General features: G+C 63.3%; 15 protein-coding genes. 9 read left to right on the plus strand and 6 right to left on the minus strand.

Going from position 1 to position 20,633, the window contains the following annotated elements; all coding sequences use genetic code 11:
• Positions 1-155 precede the first annotated feature (155 nt).
• The 3 genes from ACZZ0O_RS01925 to ACZZ0O_RS01935 all read right to left on the minus strand — a co-directional run bounded on the left by ACZZ0O_RS01925 (position 156) and on the right by ACZZ0O_RS01935 (position 4,204).
• A complete protein-coding gene (locus ACZZ0O_RS01925) occupies positions 156-827 on the minus strand; it encodes an SH3 domain-containing protein (RefSeq protein WP_463592534.1) in 672 nt (223 codons plus the stop codon).
• 152 nt (positions 828-979) lie between these two features.
• Positions 980-3,004, minus strand: a complete 2,025-nt coding sequence (locus tag ACZZ0O_RS01930; RefSeq protein WP_463592067.1) for a M3 family metallopeptidase — start codon at positions 3,002-3,004, stop codon at positions 980-982.
• Between the two features lie 96 nt (positions 3,005-3,100).
• Positions 3,101-4,204 (minus strand): PLP-dependent cysteine synthase family protein, encoded by a 1,104-nt coding sequence (locus ACZZ0O_RS01935; RefSeq protein WP_055848051.1) that lies wholly within the window; start codon positions 4,202-4,204, stop codon positions 3,101-3,103.
• A gap of 132 nt (positions 4,205-4,336) precedes the next feature.
• Between ACZZ0O_RS01935 and ACZZ0O_RS01940 the strand changes: the two genes are divergently transcribed.
• The 4 genes from ACZZ0O_RS01940 (at position 4,337) to gloA (ending at position 8,777) form a co-directional block, all read left to right on the plus strand.
• A complete protein-coding gene (locus ACZZ0O_RS01940; protein ID WP_463592068.1) occupies positions 4,337-4,732 on the plus strand; it encodes a CopL family metal-binding regulatory protein in 396 nt (131 codons plus the stop codon).
• 225 nt (positions 4,733-4,957) lie between these two features.
• Positions 4,958-6,766: a copper resistance system multicopper oxidase gene (locus ACZZ0O_RS01945; RefSeq protein ID WP_463592069.1), complete on the plus strand. Its 1,809-nt coding sequence runs from the start codon at positions 4,958-4,960 to the stop codon at positions 6,764-6,766.
• 212 nt (positions 6,767-6,978) lie between these two features.
• Entirely contained in the window at positions 6,979-8,037 is a 1,059-nt protein-coding gene (locus ACZZ0O_RS01950) for a copper resistance protein B (RefSeq protein ID WP_463592535.1), read from the plus strand.
• A gap of 215 nt (positions 8,038-8,252) precedes the next feature.
• Positions 8,253-8,777: a lactoylglutathione lyase gene (gene gloA / locus ACZZ0O_RS01955; RefSeq protein WP_115513935.1), complete on the plus strand. Its 525-nt coding sequence runs from the start codon at positions 8,253-8,255 to the stop codon at positions 8,775-8,777.
• Between the two features lie 102 nt (positions 8,778-8,879).
• On the opposite strand, the gene ACZZ0O_RS01960 is transcribed toward gloA, so the two are convergent.
• A complete protein-coding gene (locus ACZZ0O_RS01960) occupies positions 8,880-10,025 on the minus strand; it encodes a hypothetical protein (RefSeq protein WP_323537804.1) in 1,146 nt (381 codons plus the stop codon).
• Between the two features lie 234 nt (positions 10,026-10,259).
• A complete protein-coding gene (locus tag ACZZ0O_RS01965; RefSeq protein ID WP_463592070.1) occupies positions 10,260-10,733 on the minus strand; it encodes a hypothetical protein in 474 nt (157 codons plus the stop codon).
• 643 nt (positions 10,734-11,376) lie between these two features.
• Between ACZZ0O_RS01965 and ACZZ0O_RS01970 the strand changes: the two genes are divergently transcribed.
• The gene (locus ACZZ0O_RS01970) at positions 11,377-13,878 is read left to right on the plus strand and encodes a hypothetical protein (RefSeq protein ID WP_463592071.1); all 2,502 of its coding nucleotides are present in this window, start codon (positions 11,377-11,379) and stop codon (positions 13,876-13,878) included.
• A 48-nt stretch (positions 13,879-13,926) separates the two neighbouring features.
• Here ACZZ0O_RS01970 and glmS read toward each other — a convergent pair whose 3' ends face one another.
• Positions 13,927-15,756 (minus strand): glutamine--fructose-6-phosphate transaminase (isomerizing), encoded by a 1,830-nt coding sequence (gene glmS / locus ACZZ0O_RS01975; protein WP_055848030.1) that lies wholly within the window; start codon positions 15,754-15,756, stop codon positions 13,927-13,929.
• Between the two features lie 205 nt (positions 15,757-15,961).
• Between glmS and ACZZ0O_RS01980 the strand changes: the two genes are divergently transcribed.
• The 4 genes from ACZZ0O_RS01980 (at position 15,962) to ACZZ0O_RS01995 (ending at position 20,581) form a co-directional block, all read left to right on the plus strand.
• Positions 15,962-17,233 (plus strand): efflux RND transporter periplasmic adaptor subunit, encoded by a 1,272-nt coding sequence (locus ACZZ0O_RS01980; protein WP_463592072.1) that lies wholly within the window; start codon positions 15,962-15,964, stop codon positions 17,231-17,233.
• A 47-nt stretch (positions 17,234-17,280) separates the two neighbouring features.
• Positions 17,281-18,000 carry an ABC transporter ATP-binding protein gene (locus ACZZ0O_RS01985; protein WP_115528958.1) on the plus strand — a complete coding sequence of 240 codons (720 nt, stop codon included), beginning with the start codon at positions 17,281-17,283 and terminating at the stop codon, positions 17,998-18,000.
• An 11-nt stretch (positions 18,001-18,011) separates the two neighbouring features.
• Entirely contained in the window at positions 18,012-19,307 is a 1,296-nt protein-coding gene (locus ACZZ0O_RS01990) for an ABC transporter permease (protein ID WP_463592073.1), read from the plus strand.
• A gap of 65 nt (positions 19,308-19,372) precedes the next feature.
• Complete coding sequence (locus ACZZ0O_RS01995) at positions 19,373-20,581, plus strand: ABC transporter permease (protein WP_463592074.1); 1,209 nt, start codon at positions 19,373-19,375, stop codon at positions 20,579-20,581.
• The last annotated feature ends 52 nt before the right edge of the window (positions 20,582-20,633 follow it).

Consider the following 20,633-nt stretch of genomic DNA (forward strand, 5'->3'; position numbering starts at 1 on the left):
CCCCTCGTACATCAGTGGAAGACGGGCGGTGCAAATCAAGCAACCGCGATGCACCAGAACAGCGTTGCCAGCGCGCATGTTGCCGACATGCCTATGTGAAAGCGCGACGCGCACTCACGCGTTACCGCTCTGCGCCAAGGCGCAGGTGCGGTGTCCTATTCGTCCCGCAAGCGGTCGCAATCTTCCATCGAGGTCCCGCTGCTGGCGGGCTGGCTATTCGCGTCCCTGGCAGCGCTCTGCTCTTGTGCGCGCTGCCTGCTGCGGCACGCCGTGCGGGCCTGATCGCGCTTGAACTGCAAGCTCCTGGCCGCATCGATCTCGGCTCGCTCGCGGTTGGTCCGTTCGGTGTTTACGCGTGTCTCCTGCTTGGCGCGTCTTGCGATGGATGGGTCGCCGGTTTGCGGCAGGCCCTCACCAGGCGCAAGCACTTCCAGCGCCGGCGAGTTGCCGGGTGAATGGTCGCGCCACAGCGCGCGCTCACTCTCCACGGTCCATTCGCGGCCGCGGTAATGCGCGTCCCAATACGTGTCCAGCGAGAACTCGATTTTCGGCACCACGCGGCTCAGATCACCGCGCTCCAGTGCGATCGCTTGCGCAGGCATCCAGCCGCGCGCATCCGGCGCACGCACATCGCACCATCTGCCGTTCTTCAGGCACCCATAGACAGTGAGCGCGTTGCCGGCGCTGGCCTCGCCCACACGCCTGTATTCCTCGCCCGGGCCTGCGCGCAGGCCGGCCAGACTGCTGGCGTGACCGGTGTGCTGCGCCGCGGCCGGTACCGCCGCGGCAATCAACACCACCAAACTCCATGACAGACGTTGCTGCATTGCACGTTCCTTGATGTGCTGATCCAGTCGCGCATCGGCCACCTGGGTGACCGCGCTGCTGCGCTTATACGACAACCCACCTCACTGCATTGCGAACGCTTGTGTTGCGAACGCAGCGCCTACCAGCGATGGCAGGCGCACGACTGGCCCGCTCAGCCCGCCATGCCGTTATGCCGCAGCAGCGCATCGATGCTGGGCGCGCGACCACGGAAGGCGCGGAAGTTGTCGGCAGCGCTACGGCTTCCGCCACGCGACAGCACCTCAAAGCGGAAGCGCGCACCGGTCTCGGCCACCTGCTCGGGTGCTTCTTCGAACGCGGCATAGGCGTCGGCGCTGAGCACTTCGGCCCATTTGTAGCTGTAGTAACCAGCCGCGTAGCCGCCGGCAAAGATGTGGCTGAACTGATGCGGGAAGCGATTCCACGCCGGCGGGCGATTGACGGCGACCTCATCGCGCACGCGCTCGATCAGCTGCAGCACGCTGTCCTGTGCCGGGTCGAAACTGCTGTGCAATTGCATGTCGAACAACGCGAATTCCAGCTGCCGCACGGTGAACATGCCGCTCTGGAAATTGCGCGCGGCAAGCAGCCGGTCGAACAGATTGCGTGGCAGCGGCTCGCCGGTCTGCACATGTGCGGTCATCGCCTGTACGCGCTCCCATTCCCAGCAGAAGTTCTCCATGAACTGGCTGGGCAATTCCACCGCATCCCATTCCACGCCGTTGATCCCGGCCACACCCAGCTCGCCGATACGGGTGAGTAGCTGATGCAGGCCATGGCCCATTTCATGGAACAGCGTGGTGACTTCGCCATGCCGGAAGGTGGGCGGTGCATCGCCGCTGCCACGGCCGAAATTGCACACCAGATACACCAGCGGCGTCTGCACGCCATTGACGGTCTCGCGGCGGTTGCGGCAATCGTCCATCCAGGCGCCACCGCGCTTGCCTTCGCGCGCGTACAGATCCAGATAGAACTGGCCGACCAAGGCGCCTTGCGCATCTTCGAGCCGGTAAAAGCGCACATCCGGATGCCAGACCGGCGCGCTGTCCGGCTTGACGCTTAGGCCGTACAAGCTGTGGATCACATCGAACAGGCCGGCCAGCACTTTCGGCTCGGTGAAATACTGCTTCACTTCCTGCTCGGAGAAACTGTAGCGCGCCTGCTTGAGCTTTTCGCTGACGTAGGCCAGGTCCCAGGCCTGCAGGTCGTCCAGGCCAAGTTCGTCGCGCGCAAAGGCTTCGAGTTCGGCGCGATCGCGTTGCGCATACGGCTTGGCGCGGACCGCCAGGTCGCGCAGAAAGCCCATCACTTCATCCGGGCTTTGCGCCATCTTGGTGGCCACCGAATAGTCGGCATACCCGGAAAACCCAAGCAGCTGCGCCAGCTCCGCGCGCAGGGCAAGAATGCGATCGATATTGGCGCTGTTGTCCAGCGCGGCATCGCCGAATTCGGACGCGCGCTCGGCGTTGGCGCGATACAGCAGCGCGCGCAGGTCACGGCTATCGGCATCGCTCTGCACCGGCAAATAGCACGGCATCTGCAAGGTGAACTTCCAGCCCGGCACGCCATCTTTTTCTGCGGCAGCGCGGGCGGCGGCGATCACTTCGGCCGGCAGGCCGGACAACTGGGTGTCGTCTTCGGTCACGTACGACCATGCGTCGGTGGCGTCGAGCACGTTCTGCGAAAACTTGGCCGCCAACGCAGACAGCTCTTCCTGGATCTGCGCAAAGCGCGCCTTGGCCTCGTCGTCCAGCTCGGCGCCGCCGAGACGGAAATCGCGTAGCGCGTTATCCAGCACTTTGTGGCGTGCCGCGTCGTAATCGGCCGCTTCCGGCGATTGCGCCAGCGCCTTGTACTGCGCGTACAACGCCAGGTTCTGGCCCAGCGCGCTGCCGAAGCGGCTCACCTTGGGCAGATTGCTGTTGTAGGCCTCGCGTAGCTCTGGCGTGTTCATCACCGCCTGCAGGTGGCCGACCTGGCCCCACGCGCGCCACAACCGCTCGGTGGCATCGTCCAGCGGCACCACGAAGCTGTTCCAGCTCACCGGGCTGACCTGCTCGGCCGCCTTCACCGCCGCTTCCGCCTCGGCCAGCAGTTGGTCGATCGCCGGGCTCACGTGCGCAGGAAGAATGGCATCGAAGGACGGCAGTCCGGACAGGTCGAGCAGCGGGTTGGTCATGAGGCGCTCCGGCGGTGGACTGGATCAGGGATGACGAAGATGTCTGGTGACACCTGCCGACACGCGGCGCGCGTCAGCAGGCTCCCGATATGGCGATCATTCCAGCGCAGCACAAGGCAGCTGCGGCAATGCGCCGCCGTTGACAGCGCCGGCAATGGCCGCATCGCTGTCGGTGACATCGATCGCGCGTTCCACATACCAGGCCGGGTTGTAGTAACTGTGCGCGTAGCGCTCGCCGGCATCGCACAGGATGCTGACGATGGAGCCCTGACGGCCTTCCTCGCGCATCCGCTGCGCGGCGTGCAGCACGCCGATGAAGTTGGTGCCGGTGGAACCGCCCACGCGACGGCCCAAGGTGGCGCTGACGTGGCGCATCGCGGCCAGGCTCAAGGCATCGGGCACCTTGATCATTTCATCCACGCAACTGGCGATGAAGCTCGATTCCACCCGCGGCCGGCCGATGCCTTCGATGCGCGAGCCGCCGGTGATCGCCAACTCCTTGGGGCACTGCCCGTCCACCGCGCGGCAATAGCCGTCGAAGAACACCGACACTTCCGGGTCCACGCACAGGATGCGGGTGTGATGGCGGCGATAGCGCACATAGCGCCCCAAGGTGGCGCTGGTGCCGCCGGTGCCGGGGCTGCAGACGATCCAGTCGGGGATGGGGTGCGGTTCTTCGGCCAGCTGCTTGAAGATCGATTCGGCGATGTTGTTGTTGGCGCGCCAGTCGGTAGCGCGCTCGGCGTAGGTGAACTGGTCCATGAAGTGCCCACCGGTCTCGCGCGCGAGCTGGTGCGAGGCGCTGTCCAGATCGCAGGCGCGCTCCACCAGATGGCAGCGGCCACCCTGGAATTCGATCGCGGCGATCTTCTCCGGCGAGGTCGAGGCCGGCATCACCGCGATGAAGGGCACTCCCAGCAAGCGCGCGAAATAGGCTTCGGAAATCGCAGTCGACCCGCTGGAGGCCTCGATCACCGGGCGCCCTGCACGCAGCCAGCCATTGGTCAGCGCATACAAAAACAGCGAGCGCGCCAAGCGGTGCTTGAGGCTGCCGGTAGGGTGGCTGGACTCGTCCTTGAAATACAGGTCGATGCCCGGATAGCCCGGCAGGCCCATCGGAATCAGATGGGTGTCGGCCGAACGATTGAAATCGGCCTCGATCTTCTGGATGGCGGCGGCCACCCACTGGCGCTGCGACATGGGCACGGACGTGATGCGAAAGAGACGCCGATTCTACCGCCGCCAGGCGCGCACCCGGGGCGGGCAGTCATCGGGCGGACAGTTGCGGGCCGGTGGTATGCTCGCAGCGTCCTTTGCCAGCCCCGACCGCCCGTGCTGCGTTGCCTGTTCCGCCTGCTGTTATGCCTGTGCCTGGTCGCCAATACGGCCACCGGCGCGTGGGCGTCGGTAGGCATGGCGATGCCGGACATGGCCAGGCCGCAGGGAGCAGCACACGCGATGCAGGCGCGCATGACAGCAGCAATGCCTTGCCATGACGCCATGCTAGCGCCCGATACGGCGCCGTTGCCCGACAAAACCCAACACGCGCACGCAAGCGACTGCTGCAAGCTGGGCAGCTGCGACTGCCTGCAACATGGCAGTCTGGCCTTGCTGACCCTGCCTGCGGTTCCGGCAGGGCTGCTCGGCCATTCCGCGGTGGCTGCCGCCCTGGACGAAGGCCGTGCCAGCCCGGCACACGAACAACCGGTTCGACCTCCCATCGGCTAACGGCCGATACGACACGACGCGCTTCATCAGCGCTGAGTCGCCGCTGCTCAGCATCGGCAGGGGCTGCGCGAACGCTTCGACGATACGTGCGTCGTCCGCCTGATCTGACGATCGCGCGCCGCGTCCATCGGCCATTCCACGCATGCTTCGCCCCGCGTCCTCGCGCGCGGGATTTCCCAGCGATGCGCTGCGTCTGCCTGCTGTTGCAGACGCGCCGGAGGTGACATGTCTTCCGATTCCCCTGTGTTCGATCCAACATCCACACCCGCCATCAGCCGGCGCCGTTTTGTGCAGGGCCTGGCCCTGGGCGGGCTTGCCGCAGGCGCCGGGCTGTGGCGCACCGATGCGCGTGCGGCCGGCGCGGTCTCCACGCCGGTCCTCCGCGGCAGCAGCCAGTCGCTGCAAATTGGCCGCCTGCCGGTCAATTTCACCGGGCGCACGCGCCCTGCCATCACCGTCAATCAGAGCCTGCCTGCGCCAACGCTGCGCTGGCGCGAGGGCGACACGGTGAGCGTGCGTGTGCGCAATGCGCTGACCGACCAGCCCACCTCGGTGCATTGGCATGGCCTGCTGCTGCCCGCCAACATGGACGGCGTGCCGGGCATGAGCTTCGATGGCATCGCGCCTGGCCAGGAGTATCACTACCGCTTCGCGCTGCGCCAATCCGGCACCTACTGGTACCACAGCCACTCGATGTTCCAGGAGCAGGCCGGCCTGTATGGCGCCATCGTCATCGACCCGCTGACACCGCCGCCGTACCGCCACGATCGAGAACATGTGGTGCTGTTATCGGACTGGACCGATCTCGACCCGGCGGCGCTGTTCCGTCGTTTGAAACAGATGCCCAGCCACGACAATTACGCGCAACGCACGGTGGGCGATTTTTTGCGCGATGCGCGCGAAGACGGCTTGCGCGCGACACTGGCCGACCGCGGCATGTGGGGGCGCATGCGCATGACACCCACCGACCTGTCGGACGTCAACGCCAACACCTACACCTATCTGCTCAACGGCGTGGCGCCGGCCGGCAACTGGACAGGCTTATTCACCCCCGGCGAAAAGGTGTTGCTGCGTTTCATCAATGGCTCCTCGATGACCTACTTCGACATCCGCATCCCCGGCCTGCGCATGACCGTGGTCGCCGCCGACGGCCAATACGTGCATCCGGTCAGCGTGGACGAGCTGCGGATTGCCGCGGCCGAAACCTTCGATGTGCTCATCGAGCCGACCGGCCAGGACGCGTTTACGTTATTTGCGCAGGACATGGGCCGCACCGGATTTGCCTGCGGCACGCTGGCAGTGCGGCATGGCCTGCGGGCGCCCATTCCCGCACTGGACCCACGCGCGATCCTGACCATGCAGGACATGGGGCATGGCGATGGCATGGGGCAAGCCGATCACTCCATGCATGCTGACGATGCCATGCAGGGCGACATGCAGGCCGGACATGCGATGCCGATGCCGATGCCGGCCAAGCATGCGCATACCCCGGACAGCGCATCGAACAGGACACCGCACCACTCCGCCAGCGAAACTGGCAATCCGTTGATCGACATGCGTAGCAATGCCACTGCACCGCGACTGGACGACCCTGGCGTCGGGCTGCGCGATAACGGCCGCCGCGTGCTGTGTTACGGCGATCTGCACAGCCTGTTCGACGACCCGGATGGCCGCGAACCCGGCCGCGAGATCGAGCTGCATCTGACCGGCCACATGGAAAAATTCGCATGGTCCTTCGATGGCATCGCCTTCGCCTCCGCCGACCCGCTGCGGCTGCGTTACGGCGAGCGTCTGCGCATCGTGCTGGTCAACGACACCATGATGCAGCACCCGATTCACCTGCACGGCATGTGGAGCGACCTGGAAGATGCCGACGGTAATTTCCAGGTGCGCAAGCACACCATCGACATGCCGCCCGGCACGCGCCGCAGCTACCGCGTGCGTGCGGATGCGCTCGGCCGCTGGGCCTACCACTGTCATCTGCTCTACCACATGGAAGCGGGCATGATGCGCGAAGTGCGGGTGGACGCATGAGCGCGTCACGTCTACGCCCACTGTTCGTGAGCACGTGGTTGTTCAGTGCATCGTTGGCCGCACAGGAGCACACGGATCAAGCGACCAGCGGTGCAGCGCACGACCCGCATATGCATGCAATGCAGATGACGGCCGAAGCTGACGATGCCGATTTGCACACGGTGACAGCATCGGATGCGGAGTCGACAACTGCGCAGGACACGCCGCCTGCCATGGAGATGGCCCACGCGCACATGCAGCACGTCGGTCAGGCGTCATCGCCTGCAAAGACTGCTAACCACAACGCCGCACAACATGCAGCACACACCGATGTACCGGCGTTGCAGCACGCTGAGACGCAGGAATCCGCATCAAATCCGCCTACTGATCACAGCCACATGTCGCACGCGGGCATGGAACATGGCTCCATGGATCACACGGCGATGAATCACGCTTCCATGGATGAATCCCCAACGCAGCAGATGCCGATGGATCACACACCTATGGACCATGCGCAGATGCATCACGACGCACCTACAAACGTGCCGATGCAAACGCATGTCTCCACCCACAGCACCGCACTACCACGCGAGCCGATTCCAGAGCCGACCGCCGAAGACATCGCAGCGGCCTTCGCCCCGTTGCAGAGCCACGCGATGCATGGCATGGGAATCAACCGGTACGTGCTGCTCGATCGACTGGAGACCTTCGACAGCGATCGCGGAAGCGGCCAGCAATGGGAGGCGCGCGCGTGGATCGGTGGAGACATCAACCGGCTCTGGCTACGCAGCGAAGGCGAGCGACAACAGGGGCGCACGCAAGATGCGTCGGTCGAAGCGTTCTACGGCCACTCCGTCTCGCCCTGGTGGGATGTGCTGGTTGGCGTGCGTCAGGACATCGGCACCGACCATCGCAGTTGGGCAGCATTCGGCGTGCAAGGCCTGGCGCCGTACAAATTCGAAACCGAGGCCACCTTCTTCGTGGGCAGCGGCGGTCGCGCGGCCCTGCGACTGGAAGGCGAATACGACGTGCTGCTCACCAACCGCCTGATCCTGCAGCCGCGTGTGGAAGCAAACATCGCACTGAGCGAGGATACACAGCGCGGTATCGACAGCGGACTGGAGCAGCTCGAAGCGGGCGTGCGACTGCGCTACGAAATCACGCGCCGGTTTGCGCCCTACGTCGGCTGGGTGCATCAGCGCAACTTCGGCGACCGGACCCAGCGCGCCACGATGGATGACGAACCGGCACGCGACAGCCGCTTCATCGCCGGCGTGCGCATCTGGTTTTGAGATGGTCACAGCCGTGCGCATGGACCTGGCCGCTCCGGCCCATGCGCACGGCCTGTACGCAGGCAAACGCAGACATAAAGCAATGATCGACTACAGCGCGTTGCGGCCAGATCACCGACGCGCGCAATGCAGACACGCCGACAACCATTGCCTCGCTAACATCGGCCCCCACTGCAGCACTGACCTGTGCCCCCGATTTCAACAAGGAACCCAACATGCCTCTGACCGATCTGCAACACGTTCCCGGCGCTAGCACCGCGCCCGCTGAAACCAGCGGTTTCGTGTTCAACCACACCATGCTGCGCATCAAGGATGCGCAACGCTCACTGGACTTTTACACGCGTGTACTCGGCTTCCGCCTGCTGGATGCGCGTCACTTCGCCGAAGCAGAGTTCAGCTTGTATTTTCTCGCATTACTCCCGGAAGGCACAGCGATTCCCGACGACGACGCAGCGCGCCGTCTGTGGATGGCCGGCATCCCTGGCGTGCTGGAACTCACCCACAACCACGGCACCGAAACCCAGGACGGCCCGGTCTATCATGACGGCAATAGCGACCCACGCGGCTTCGGCCACATTTGCGTTTCGGTACCGGACATCCACGCCGCCTGCGCACGCTTCGACAGCCTCGGCGTGGCATACCAAAAACGCCTGGAAGACGGCCGCATGAAACACCTGGCTTTCATCAAGGACCCGGACGGCTATTGGGTGGAGATCATTTCCAATACGCCGCTGGCGTAATCCACAAAAATGCCCGGGGTTACCCGGGCATTTTTTTCAACCTTCACGCATTCCGTTGTGCAGACAGCCGTATCGGTCAGTTACCTTCAAGTCTGGTGCTGATCAGTTGGAGGCAGTCACAGTCGCTCTGTCTGGGAACCACTGCGGCAACTGCTCGGCAAATTTTGCAGCGCATTCGTCGCTATAGGCTTGTGCGGCCTCTTTGACCAATGCGTAATCGTTGGCTTCCCACTCTTCCAACGAGGCGGTGCGCGGTGTGGGCGTACAGTCCAGACTGACTGGGCTCGCCTTGCGCTTGAGAAGGCCCGTGCGTTCCCCACCGATCGTCACTGCGTAGCGTAACTCGTAGGGCGATTTGGTGTCGGCCAGGCTCTGATAAACCAGCAGCCAGTCCGACATCAGCACCTGCAATGGGAACCGATCCACCGGCAGCGCTGCCGGATGCCCGGTGAAGTAGGTCTTCAAATGCGCGTTGACCGCATCGCGCTGCAGTTGATAACCGGGATTGCCCACACCTTCCATCTTCTCGCCTTTCAGCTGACCCTTGCTGAAGGCAGATACAGTAACGCCGCGTGCAAACAAGCTGGTCGCGATCTGCAACCCCACTAACGCTCCGGTATGCCCGCGGCGCACCACGCGCAGCATTTCATCGCCATTGGGCAGACCGTTCGAGCCGACACGCATGGTGGCATGTAACGGCAGCAGCAACGCCCAATCTGCCGACGGTGCAACGACCGCGGCTACGTCGGCCTGCGCCTGTGACGAGGATTGCCCGTCTGCTGCCACCACCACTAGCGTCCCCGCCTCGGCAGCAGCGACATACGCGGTTGCGGTAGAAAAGTCCCCGCCCGCAAACGCGGGCACTACCGCGACAGCTTCTGCATGACGCGTCGGAGTACAGAACGTACTGGAAGCACGCATCTGCGCTGCATGGAAACCGATGCCGTTTGTCTGGTGCACCACGGCATCCTTGCCGTACTGCTCCACCAGCTTGGCGATCACTGCATCCGATGGCGGTTGCTGCGCGCAAACCTCGGCAGCCGCGATGCGCGACCAGGCGAACTGCAGTGCAGGATCCCAGCCCATCGCATCTTCGCCCACGAAGCCGTGGTCGTAGTGATACGCATAGATGGCAGGGTCGATTTCCTGCAGCGTCATTCCGCCCTCACCGGCATAGCCCGGCGGCAGGTCTTGTGCAACAGCAAGCCCAGGCAGTGCCAACAGCACCGCCGCGATACACGTCTTCATGAATCCACGTCCCTCTGGATGATTGCGACGCGCAGCATGTCCCCCATGCTGCGCGCACGATGCGCCGCAGCGCATCGACGCTACGACGATCAACACTGCAGGGCATTGATCGTGGGGTAATGGCACTCACCCGGCGGATCTGCCTGCCGGGGTAGTGTGCGCGCGGACGCGGGCAATCGCAGTCGGGGCGGGCCCGACGCGTATGTCGGGACCACCCCTGCCCAGGCTCACTGCTCAGGCATGCAAGATCCCGCCCGCTCCAGGTTGCCAATTGGGTGGCGTGCGTAATGCAGCAAGGACGCGAACCAACTCGCGATAACTATCGGCCAGTTGCGCGAACAGGCTTGCATCGCTGCAGCGGGTGTCGGCAACGTCAGAATAGGCGCCGCGTCCGAGATCGATGAAGTAGTCCACGCTGACCCGGCGACGTTGTGCCAGGCCGGGAAACAGCCCGGCAATCAGCAGACAGCTGTCGCCCACATCCCGCAACAAATCGGCACGCACACTGCCGACCTGCTCCTGCGCGTGTAACCACGCCAATGCCTGCGTGCGCGACAACAGATGCGCATCGCGCTGAAAGCGCAGCAACACGAAGACCAGATAATGCTCGCGCGACTCGTCCAGCGGACGTGCGATCCGCTGCCCCGCCTCGCGTACCAACGCCTGCCACAATTCGGCCGGCGCCCCCTGTTTGAAAGACTCGTGCATACGTCCTCCTGCGTGGTGTGGACCCTCGCAAGAAGCTTATGCATAACCTGGGCCAAAGCGTTGGCAGAGGCTGTGCTCGACCGCCAGAAACCGCTGACCAAGCTGCTGCCGGCCGTCAGGCAAGTATGGTCGTTGCGCGAATCGACCCGCGCTACTCGCAACAGCAGAGATGTCTGCGCCTCGCGACCACGGCGCAACCCCTGCGATGCACGCTCCACTCGCAATCGCTGCCTTGCCGATCGCATCGCATCGCATCGCAGAATGATTCCGTCGCGAGGGCGAAGGGAAGCGAACGATTCCGCAGCGCGATGCGGCAGCGGGCGACCACCCCACATCGCCTTCACATGTCTCAAAGAGTGACTCGGCTCCCGCAGCGAGACATTGGAACCAAGCGAGCACGACTGTGTGACATCTGTTCGCATTCAAACAGCTGCGCATCTCTAGGATGGCGCCTGCCCAGCGAGCCCCACGCCACTGAGCATCATGGTTCTGCGGTTGTAGCAGGCGCATGCGTGTGTGCGATGCACCGCTGTCGTCATCCAGCAATAACCGTTGAACCGTCTTGCACGATCCTTGCGCAACGCATCGCGTGGTGGTCGCACGTTCCGGAAGCCCTTCGCTTCCGCATCAGGAGTGATCCGACATGGGTGTAAAAACCTCCAAACTTACGGCCTTTATCGCAGTGACGCTTTGCGTTGCCAGCACTGATGGCAGCGCATCCCAACGGCCTGATCTGGGCGCTAACCAAGCGCGCACGGGAGGCGCGGCTTCTCCTGCATCGTTTGCTTATCCACGGCCTGACGAGGTGCCGCCAGGTACCGCAATGACGTTCTGGGCATCGCAGCCGGTCGATCGCAACGAGACGGTTGTCGTGAGCGGCGGCAATCTCAACCCAACCGCCACAGTGCGCCTTACCCGGCTCGACGATGGCGCAGTAGGCAGCCCATTGGATGTCGCCGACAGCACCAACAGTGGTTGGATCAACGTGGTGCCGAGTCAGGCCACCGAGCAATCACTCAAGTTTCAGCTGCCTGATCGTGCGCGCGGCGTCTACGCGTATCGGATCGTCACCGGCATCGGGACCGGTGCGACAACGCTGGTGAATGCGCCGGATATCTGGTTCGTGCAAGGCAACGTCGGCGGTGGTGCGTCTCCAGGCGGCAGACTCAACGTCTTCGGCACGGCACTGGGCAGAATGTCGGCATCGAGCCAACCGGTACGGATCGCATTGGTCAGAAACGGAAGCGTGCAGCGAATCCTGAGCGCAGATCTCTCCAATCCGAAGGAAGGCATGTATGTGCAGAGTTTTGCCATTCCCGCCGACGTGCCGCAAGGCGATTATGAGCTGTATCTACACAATGGCTCTGGTGGCCCAAGCGCGTGGAGTCGTTATCAAAACTTCGGCAGCGGACCGGATCGCACGGCGCCGCGTACTACCATCACCAGTATCAACATCGGGTATGCAACCAATTGGCCGCAAACCCGATGCAATGTCGCGCCGCCCATCGGCAACGGCGCTTCGGACGACGCCAGCTTTGCGGCCGCATTCGCCTGCGCGGCCAATGCAAAGGGTGGCGTGGTGTCCATTCCTGCGGGCAGCTACACCTTGTCCGGCCGAGGCTTCGACAATATCCCCAACCACACAGTCATCGCAGGTGCGGGCAAGCAGGCAACCGTGCTGAACTTTCCGCAGGTGGTCGGCAGAAAGGATGCGCCGGCGGTGATCTTCAAGGGTGGCTCCACTGCCTACAACCAGGCCAAACAACCTAAATGTGGCCGCCCGATCAATTATGCCGCTGGCGTGTATGGCATACGCGATCTCTCCATCAACGCGCCGAATCTGCGCGAAGGCAGTGCAATCCTGTTCGAACACATGTCCGTCGAGGACCTGCATTCGATTCCGTTCGTACGCGACTCAATCATCACACTCGGCAAGTCGTCAGATCGGACAAGAACCGATCCGCACACGACCGGCATCAAGGCCATGGATACGTCCAACTTGCAGATCACCGGCAACGACATCACCAGTAGCAAACCAATTTTCATGGACAGCAATGTTTATGGCGTGACAGTGCAGGGCAATACCTTGCGTTGGCACGAGACGGCGCTGGCGTTTAACCACGACGCGCAGAACGCGCTCATCACCCACAACAGGAACATTTCCGCAGGGGCGCCCTATTACGGTACACCGTCGGAACTGCAATTCAGCGCGCCAAGCCGGGATGTGTATTACGCCAACAACGCCAATCAATACCCAGTCGACGCCGAGGCCCCACCGTGGCAGCTCACGATGGACGAAGGCACGGGCAACTACCTCGGGAAGGTTGCTGCGGTCTCGGGGAAGCAACTGACATTGGCAAGGCAAGCCATCGATCTGGCGTACCGCTGCAATGCCGACGGCAACTCAGCGATGATCGTCGCTGGAAAAGGCACCGGACAGCAGCGCTACCTGACAGGCAACCCGCTGACTCTCGGCAACACCGTCACCCTAGACAGCGCCTGGCAGATCCCCCCTGATCAGCAATCGGATCTGAGCATCGTGACGACCAATGGCAGGATGCTGTTCGTCAACAACGATTACAACGGGTCCGGCCCTGTCACCAACTTTTATCCATCCGCTGATGTGATCCATGCGTACAACCGTTTCAATCGCTTCGGCGGGAGCCTGGTGCAGCCGAACGGTTTTTACACCGATGCCCAAGCGCTGCTACCCGGTTGGCATTCGCAAATGCTCAACAATGAGGTCACCGCCGAGGCGACGACGAATCCATTGTCGTCGCAAGACTCGACCGCAACGTTCAACGTACAAGGCGGCAATCGGATGATCAGCCAAGGCGAAGATCTGCAGAACCGCACGTACACCGGCTCCGTTCTCAGTACCGCCATCATCCGCAACAACCGGTTTGCCACCGGTGCGAGCGGCAGCGTTGGGCTGTTGGATCGGGTGAGCAATTCGCTGCTGGAGAACAACATCGTCCCGGCGTTTCGAATTCAGAATGAAAACGTCAAAGACTCGCTGATCCGCGCCAATCGCACTGCGGGCGGAGGCGAACCGCAGCGCTTGATCAATGAGCCCCGGCCTGGCAACGGCAACATGCTTTGCACAAGCACTGACGCCAGCACCTGCGCAGCACTCAACCGCTAGCGCGCACTCCCGGATGGACGCCGGCGCTGCACGCAAGCAGCGCTGGCGTTACTCCACCGTCACCGACTTGGCCAGGTTACGCGGCTTGTCCACGTCGGTGCCGCGTGCCAGTGCGGTGTGATACGCCAGCAGCTGCACCGGGATGGTGTGGATCACCGGCGACAGCACGCCGGCGTGGCGCGGGGTGCGGATCACGTGCACGCCTTCGGACTCGCTGAAGTGGCTGTCCTGGTCGGCGAACACGAACAGCTCGCCGCCGCGTGCGCGCACTTCCTGCATATTGGATTTGACCTTTTCCAGCAGGCGGTCGTTCGGTGCGATCACCACCACCGGCATGGCTGCATCCACCAGCGCCAGCGGGCCGTGCTTCAACTCGCCGGCCGGATAGGCTTCGGCGTGGATATACGAGATTTCCTTGAGCTTGAGCGCGCCTTCCAACGCGATCGGGTAATGCAGGCCGCGGCCGAGAAACAGCGCATTTTCCTTCGGTGAGAAGCGCTCGGCCCAGGCCATGATCTGCGGTTCCAGATTCAAGGCGTGTTGCACACTGCCGGGCAGGAAGCGCAGCTGCTCCAGATAATCGGCTTCTTCAGCCTCGCTGATGCGGCCCTGCAGCTTGCCCAGCACCATGGTGAGCTGGAACAGCACCGCCAGCTGGGTGGTGAACGCCTTGGTCGAGGCCACCCCGATTTCGGCACCGGCGCGTGTGTAGCAAACCAGTTCGCTGGCGCGCGGGATCGCGCTCTCGGGCACGTTGCAGATCGACAGGGTATGCAGATGGCCCAACGATTTCGCGTATTTCAGTGCCTCCATCGTGTCCAGCGTTTCGCCGGACTGCGAAATGGTGACGATCAGATGCTTGGGATTGGCGTACGCGGCGCGGTAACGGTATTCGCTGGCGATCTCCACGCTGCACGGCAGCCCGGCGATGGCTTCGATCCAGTAGCGCGCGGTCATGCCGGCGTAATAGCTGGTGCCGCAGGCCAGGATCTGCACGCCTTCGATCTCGCGCAACACCGCTTCTGCGTTGGCACCGAACAACGACGCCGGGAAGCCCTTCGCATCGATCGCCGCTTCGATGGTGTCGGCCAGCGCACGCGGCTGCTCGTGGATTTCCTTCTGCATGAAATGGCGGAACGGCCCCAGCTCCAGCGATGCCAGCGACACATCGGACAGATGCAGCGGGCGCTCGACCGGCGCGTCGTTGGCATCGAAGATGCGCACGCCCTCGCGACGCAGCTCGGCGGTATCGCCTTCTTCCAGGAAGATCACCTGGCGGGTGGCCTGCACGATGGCCGAGACATCGGAGGCGACGAAGTTTTCGCCCTCGCCCACCCCGATCAACAACGGGCAGCCCATGCGCGCGCAGACAAACCGCTCCGGCTCGGCCTGGCTCATCACCGCCAGCGCGTAGGCGCCGGTGAGTTCCTTGACCGTGCGCTGCAGCGCGCTGAGCAGATCGCCCGCGTCGGCCAGATGGTGATGGATCAGATGCGCGATGACTTCGGTGTCGGTCTGCGACTCGAAGCTGTAGCCGAGCGCACGCAGCTTTTCGCGCTGTTCTTCGTGGTTTTCGATGATGCCGTTATGCACCAGCGCCACGCCGGCACTGATGTGCGGGTGCGCATTGGCTTCGGTGACGCCGCCGTGGGTGGCCCAGCGCGTATGGCCGATACCCAGCGTTGCGCCGAACTGTTCGGCCTGCGCCGCCTGCGCCATCTCGACCACCCGCCCGGTCCGCCGCACCCGCCGCACCTGCGCACCATCGAGCACCGCAATGCCGGAAGAATCGTAGCCTCGGTATTCCAGGCGCTTGAGTCCTTCGATCAGGACCGGGACCACATCGCGCCCGGCGATCGCTCCGACAATGCCGCACATAGGGACAGCTCTTTAGGAAGAAGGCCGGCATTTTAGCGTGTCCGCTGTTGTCCCCTGCATGGCCGTGCCCGGACAGCGTGTCCGCGCCGGTGTCCGCGGACACTGCGGACACACGCACGTCCGGGATGAATGTCTTTTATTTCAGCCACTTGGCAGTTGGCACGCGCCCTGCATTGTCAGCGTGACGCCACCGAGCACGCCGACCATGATTCGCGACACTTCTGCCCAGGACCAGGTTCTCCGTACCCCCGCCCACCACGCGCCATGGCGCCGTTGGCTGTGGCCCAGCGTCGCCACCGTGGCGGTGCTGGCCGGTATCGGTTGGGCAATCAGCGCGTGGAGCGCCGGCAGCAGCTCGTTCGATGCCAGCCGGGTGCGGATCGCCACGGTAAGCCAGGGCGATCTGGTGCGCGACATCGCCGCTGATGGCCGGGTGATCGCCGCCAACAGCCCGGTGCTGTACGCCATCTCGGCCGGCACAGTGACGCTGAGCGTGGTGGCCGGCGATGTGGTCAAGCAGGGCCAGGAGCTGGCGCGCATCGACAGCCCGGAACTGCGCAGCAAGCTGGCGCAGGAACAAGCCACCCTGGCCGGACTGGAAGCCGAGTCCAGCCGCGCAGGGCTGGACGCCACGCTCGCCCGTGCCAACGCCAGCAAGCTCACCGACCAGGCAAAGATCGACAAGCAGGCCGCCGCGCGCGACCTGGAGCGCTATCAGCGCGGCTTTGATGGCGGCGCGGTGCCGCAGGTGGAGCTGGCCAAGGCGCAGGACACCTTGAAGAAAACCGATATCGACCTGCAGCACGCCGAGCGGGATGCGTCGTTGAAGAGCCAGGGTGCGGATCTGGATTCGCGCAACAAACGTTTGCTGGCCGACCGCCAACGCGCAGTGGTGGCCGAGGTGCAGCGCCAGGTCGATGCACTTACGCTGTTGTCGCCGTTCGATGGCCAGGTCGGCCAGGTGCAGGCGGTGCAACACACCCAGGTGGCGGCAAACGCTCCGATTCTGGGCGTGGTGGATCTGTCCAAGTTTGAAGTGGAGATCAAGGTGCCGGAAAGCTTCGCGCGCGATCTGGCGATCGGCATGCCGGCCCAGCTCACCAGCGGCAGCGGCGAACCCTTCCCCGGCGCCATTTCGGCGGTGTCTCCGGAAGTGGTCAACGGCGAAGTCACCGCGCGCATCCGCTTTACCGACAAGCAGCCGCCGGGCCTGCGCCAGAGTCAGCGCATGAGCGCGCGCGTGGTGATGGACACGCGTCGCAATGTGCTCAAGGTCGAACGCGGCCCGTTTGTCGAGCAGTCCGGCGGCAGCTACGCCTATGTGATGGATGGCAACACCGCAGTGCGCCGCCCTGTGCGCACGGGTGTCAGCAGCCTGAGCGAGGTGCAGGTGTTGTCCGGGCTGCAGGTCGGCGACCGCGTGGTGGTGTCCGGTGCAGACAATTTTGGCGACGCGCCGCGCGTCACCGTTCACTGATTCATTCAATCCTCTTCGTCGCACTCTCTTTCGCAAAGGAATCGGCAATGCTCAAGATGCAAGCGGTCTCCAAGGTCTTCCGCACCGAACAGGTGGAAACGCACGCGCTGCGCTCGCTGGACCTGCATGTGCGCGAAGGCGAATTCGTCGCGGTGACCGGGCCGTCCGGCTCGGGCAAGACCACCTTCCTCAACCTGGCGGGACTGCTGGAGACCTTTACCAGCGGCCAGTATCTACTGGATGGCGAAGACGTCAGCCATCTCTCCGACGACGCGCGTTCGCGGTTACGCAATCAGAAGATCGGTTTCATCTTCCAGGGCTTCAATCTGATCCCCGACCTCAACCTGTTCGACAACGTCGACGTGCCGCTGCGCTATCGCGGCATGCCCGCGTCCGAGCGCAAGCAGCGCATCGAAGAGGCGTTGACCAAGGTTGGGCTGGGTTCGCGCCTGAAGCATTACCCCACCGAACTGTCGGGCGGCCAGCAGCAGCGCGCCGCCATCGCACGCGCGCTGGCCGGCAGCCCGCGTCTGCTGCTGGCCGACGAACCCACCGGCAACCTCGACTCGCAGATGGCACGCGGGGTGATGGAGCTGTTGGAAGAAATCAATAGCCAAGGCACCACCATCGTGATGGTCACCCACGACCCGGAATTGGCCGCACGCGCGCAGCGCAACGTGCACATCGTCGACGGCCAGGCCACTGACCTGGAACGCAATCCCAGCCTGATGCGCGCGCCCACCGCCACTGCAAGCCTGGCCGAATAAGGACCGCCCCCATGTTCGGCTATTACTTCAATCTCGCGCTGCGCAGCTTCCGTCGCAACAAAGTGCTCACCGCGCTGATGGTGCTGGCGATCGCGCTGGGCATCGGCGCCAGCATGACCACGTTGACCGTGTTCTACATCCTGTCCGGCGATCCGCTGCCCGGCAAGAGCCAGACAATTTTCATCCCGCAACTGGATGCACGCTCGCGCGATCACCAAAGTACAGAAGCACTCGAGCAGTTCACACGGTTCGACGCAGAAGCCTTGCTCCGCGAGAAACGCGCCGATCGACAGGCGATGATGAGCGGCGGTGACGTCGCTGTGGAACCAGACAATGCATCCCTGCGACCGTTTTCGCTTGACGCGCGCTATACCTCCACCGATTTTTTCTCGATGTTCGACGCGCCTTTTCTCTATGGCGGCGCCTGGCCGACCAGCGATGACGGCAGCCGCGCGCGCGTGGCAATCCTGTCGGAGGCGCTGAACAAAAAGCTCTTCAACGGCGAAAACAGCGTGGGCCGAACCGTGCGCGTGAATCGCAACGCGTTGCGCGTCGTCGGTGTCCTCAAAGACTGGCGTCCGACTCCGAAATTTTACGACCTCAACAAGGGGAGCTATGCCAAGCTGGAACAGATATTCCTTCCCTTCAGCACCGCGATGGAGTTGAAATTTGCCACCAGTGGCTCGCGTTCCTGCTGGGGGTCGAGCAGCGCGGAGGCAAAAGGCATCGATGAGCCCTGTGTATGGGTCCAGTATTGGGTACAGCTGGACACTCCCCAAAAGGCCGTTGCCTATCGCCAGTACCTGGAGAATTATTCCGATCTGCAACGGCGTGCCGGGCGCTTCGAGCGACCCACCAATGTGCAGCTGCGTAGCGTGATGGAATGGCTCGAGTTCAAGAAAGTGGTGCCCAGCGATGTCCGTCTGCAGACCTGGCTGGCATTCGGGTTTCTGCTGGTCTGCCTAGTCAACACCATTGGTTTGATGCTGGCCAAATTTTTGCGGCGCAGCGGGGAGATCGGTGTGCGCAGGGCGCTTGGCGCGACCAGACGCAGCATCTTTGCGCAAGCGCTGGTGGAGGCCGGGACGATCGGGTTGACTGGCGGCCTGTTGGGTCTCGGCCTGGCCGGTCTGGGGCTCTGGGGCGTGCGACAACAGCCCAGCAGCTACGCCGATCTCGCCTATCTGGATCCAGCCATGCTGCTGAGCACCTTTGCGATGGCCCTGCTCGCCAGCATCCTGGCTGGAATGCTACCGGCATGGCGTGCCTGCCAGGTCGCGCCGGCCATTCAACTCAAGTCCCAGTGACGCCTTGGCAGCCGATGCGGCCTTCGTCGCATCGGCTGCAGCCAGCAACCAGAAAGGACATTCTCATGGAAATCCGCCCCATCCTGTCCACGCTGCAACGGCACAAGACCGCTGCTGCGTTGATCGTGCTTGAGATCGCACTGAGCTGCGCCATCATCTCCAACGCGTTGTTCCTCATCGGCAACCGGATAGAGCGTATACAGCGCCCCAGCGGCCTGGCCGAAAACGAAATCGTCAGCATCAGCATCGCCGGCATCGGCGAAGATCAAAACGCCAATGCACTGACCGAAACCGACCTCGCTGCGCTGCGCAACATCCCGGGGGTGAAGTTTGCCTCCTCGGTCAGCCAGGTCCCGTTCGGCGATAACATGTGGATCACCGGTATCAACCTGACCGCGCATCAACGCGTCCCGACCATTGACCTCAACGCTTACACTGGCGATTCCCAAATGCTCGATACGCTCGGCCTGCGGCTGGTGCAAGGGCGGCGCTTCACCGAAGGCGAATTTAGCTGGAGCAATGACAAGAAGGCCACGGTTCCCAGCGTCATCCTGACCAAAAGTGCAGCGGAAAAACTGTTCCCCGGGCAATCGGCATTGGGTAAATCCATCTACGCCGGAGACACGCCGAGTAAGATCGTCGGCATCGTCGAGCACCTGGCGCGTGTCAACAACTACGGTGGGGCGACTGCCTATGACGACTCGATGCTGTCGCCCGTCAAGGTTTCCTACAGCGAGGGGCATCGTTACCTGTTGAGGACCGATCCGGACCGACGCCAGGAAGTACTGAATCAAGCGGTCGCGATCCTGGAGAAGAACAGCAACAGTCGCATCATCCAGGAGAAGAAGACGCTGGAAGAAATGCGTCGCGACTTCTATCGCCAGGATCGTTCGATGTCCTGGCTGCTGGTCACCATGAGCATCGCGCTGCTGATCGTCACCGCATTGGGCATCGTCGGTCTTGCCAGCTTCTGGGTGCAGCAACGCACCAAGCAGATCGGCATTCGCCGTGCACTGGGTGCCACGCGTGGACAGATCCTGCGCTACTTCCAGATCGAGAATTTTCTATTGGCCTCGATCGGGATCGTGCTCGGCATGTTGATGGCCTACTCGATCAACCTGTGGCTGATGGCGCGCTACGAATTGCCGCGCCTGCCGTTGATCTACCTGCCAATCGGCGCGCTCACATTGTGGATGCTCGGCCAGATCGCCGTGTTCTGGCCCGCACGTCGCGCGGCGTTGGTGCCGCCGGCAGTCGCTACGCGCAGCGCCTGAGCACACCATGGGACGCTGCCTCAAACCCATCACCACACCCTGGTGCCCGGCG

This window comes from Xanthomonas sp. AC360 (assembly GCF_979258225.1).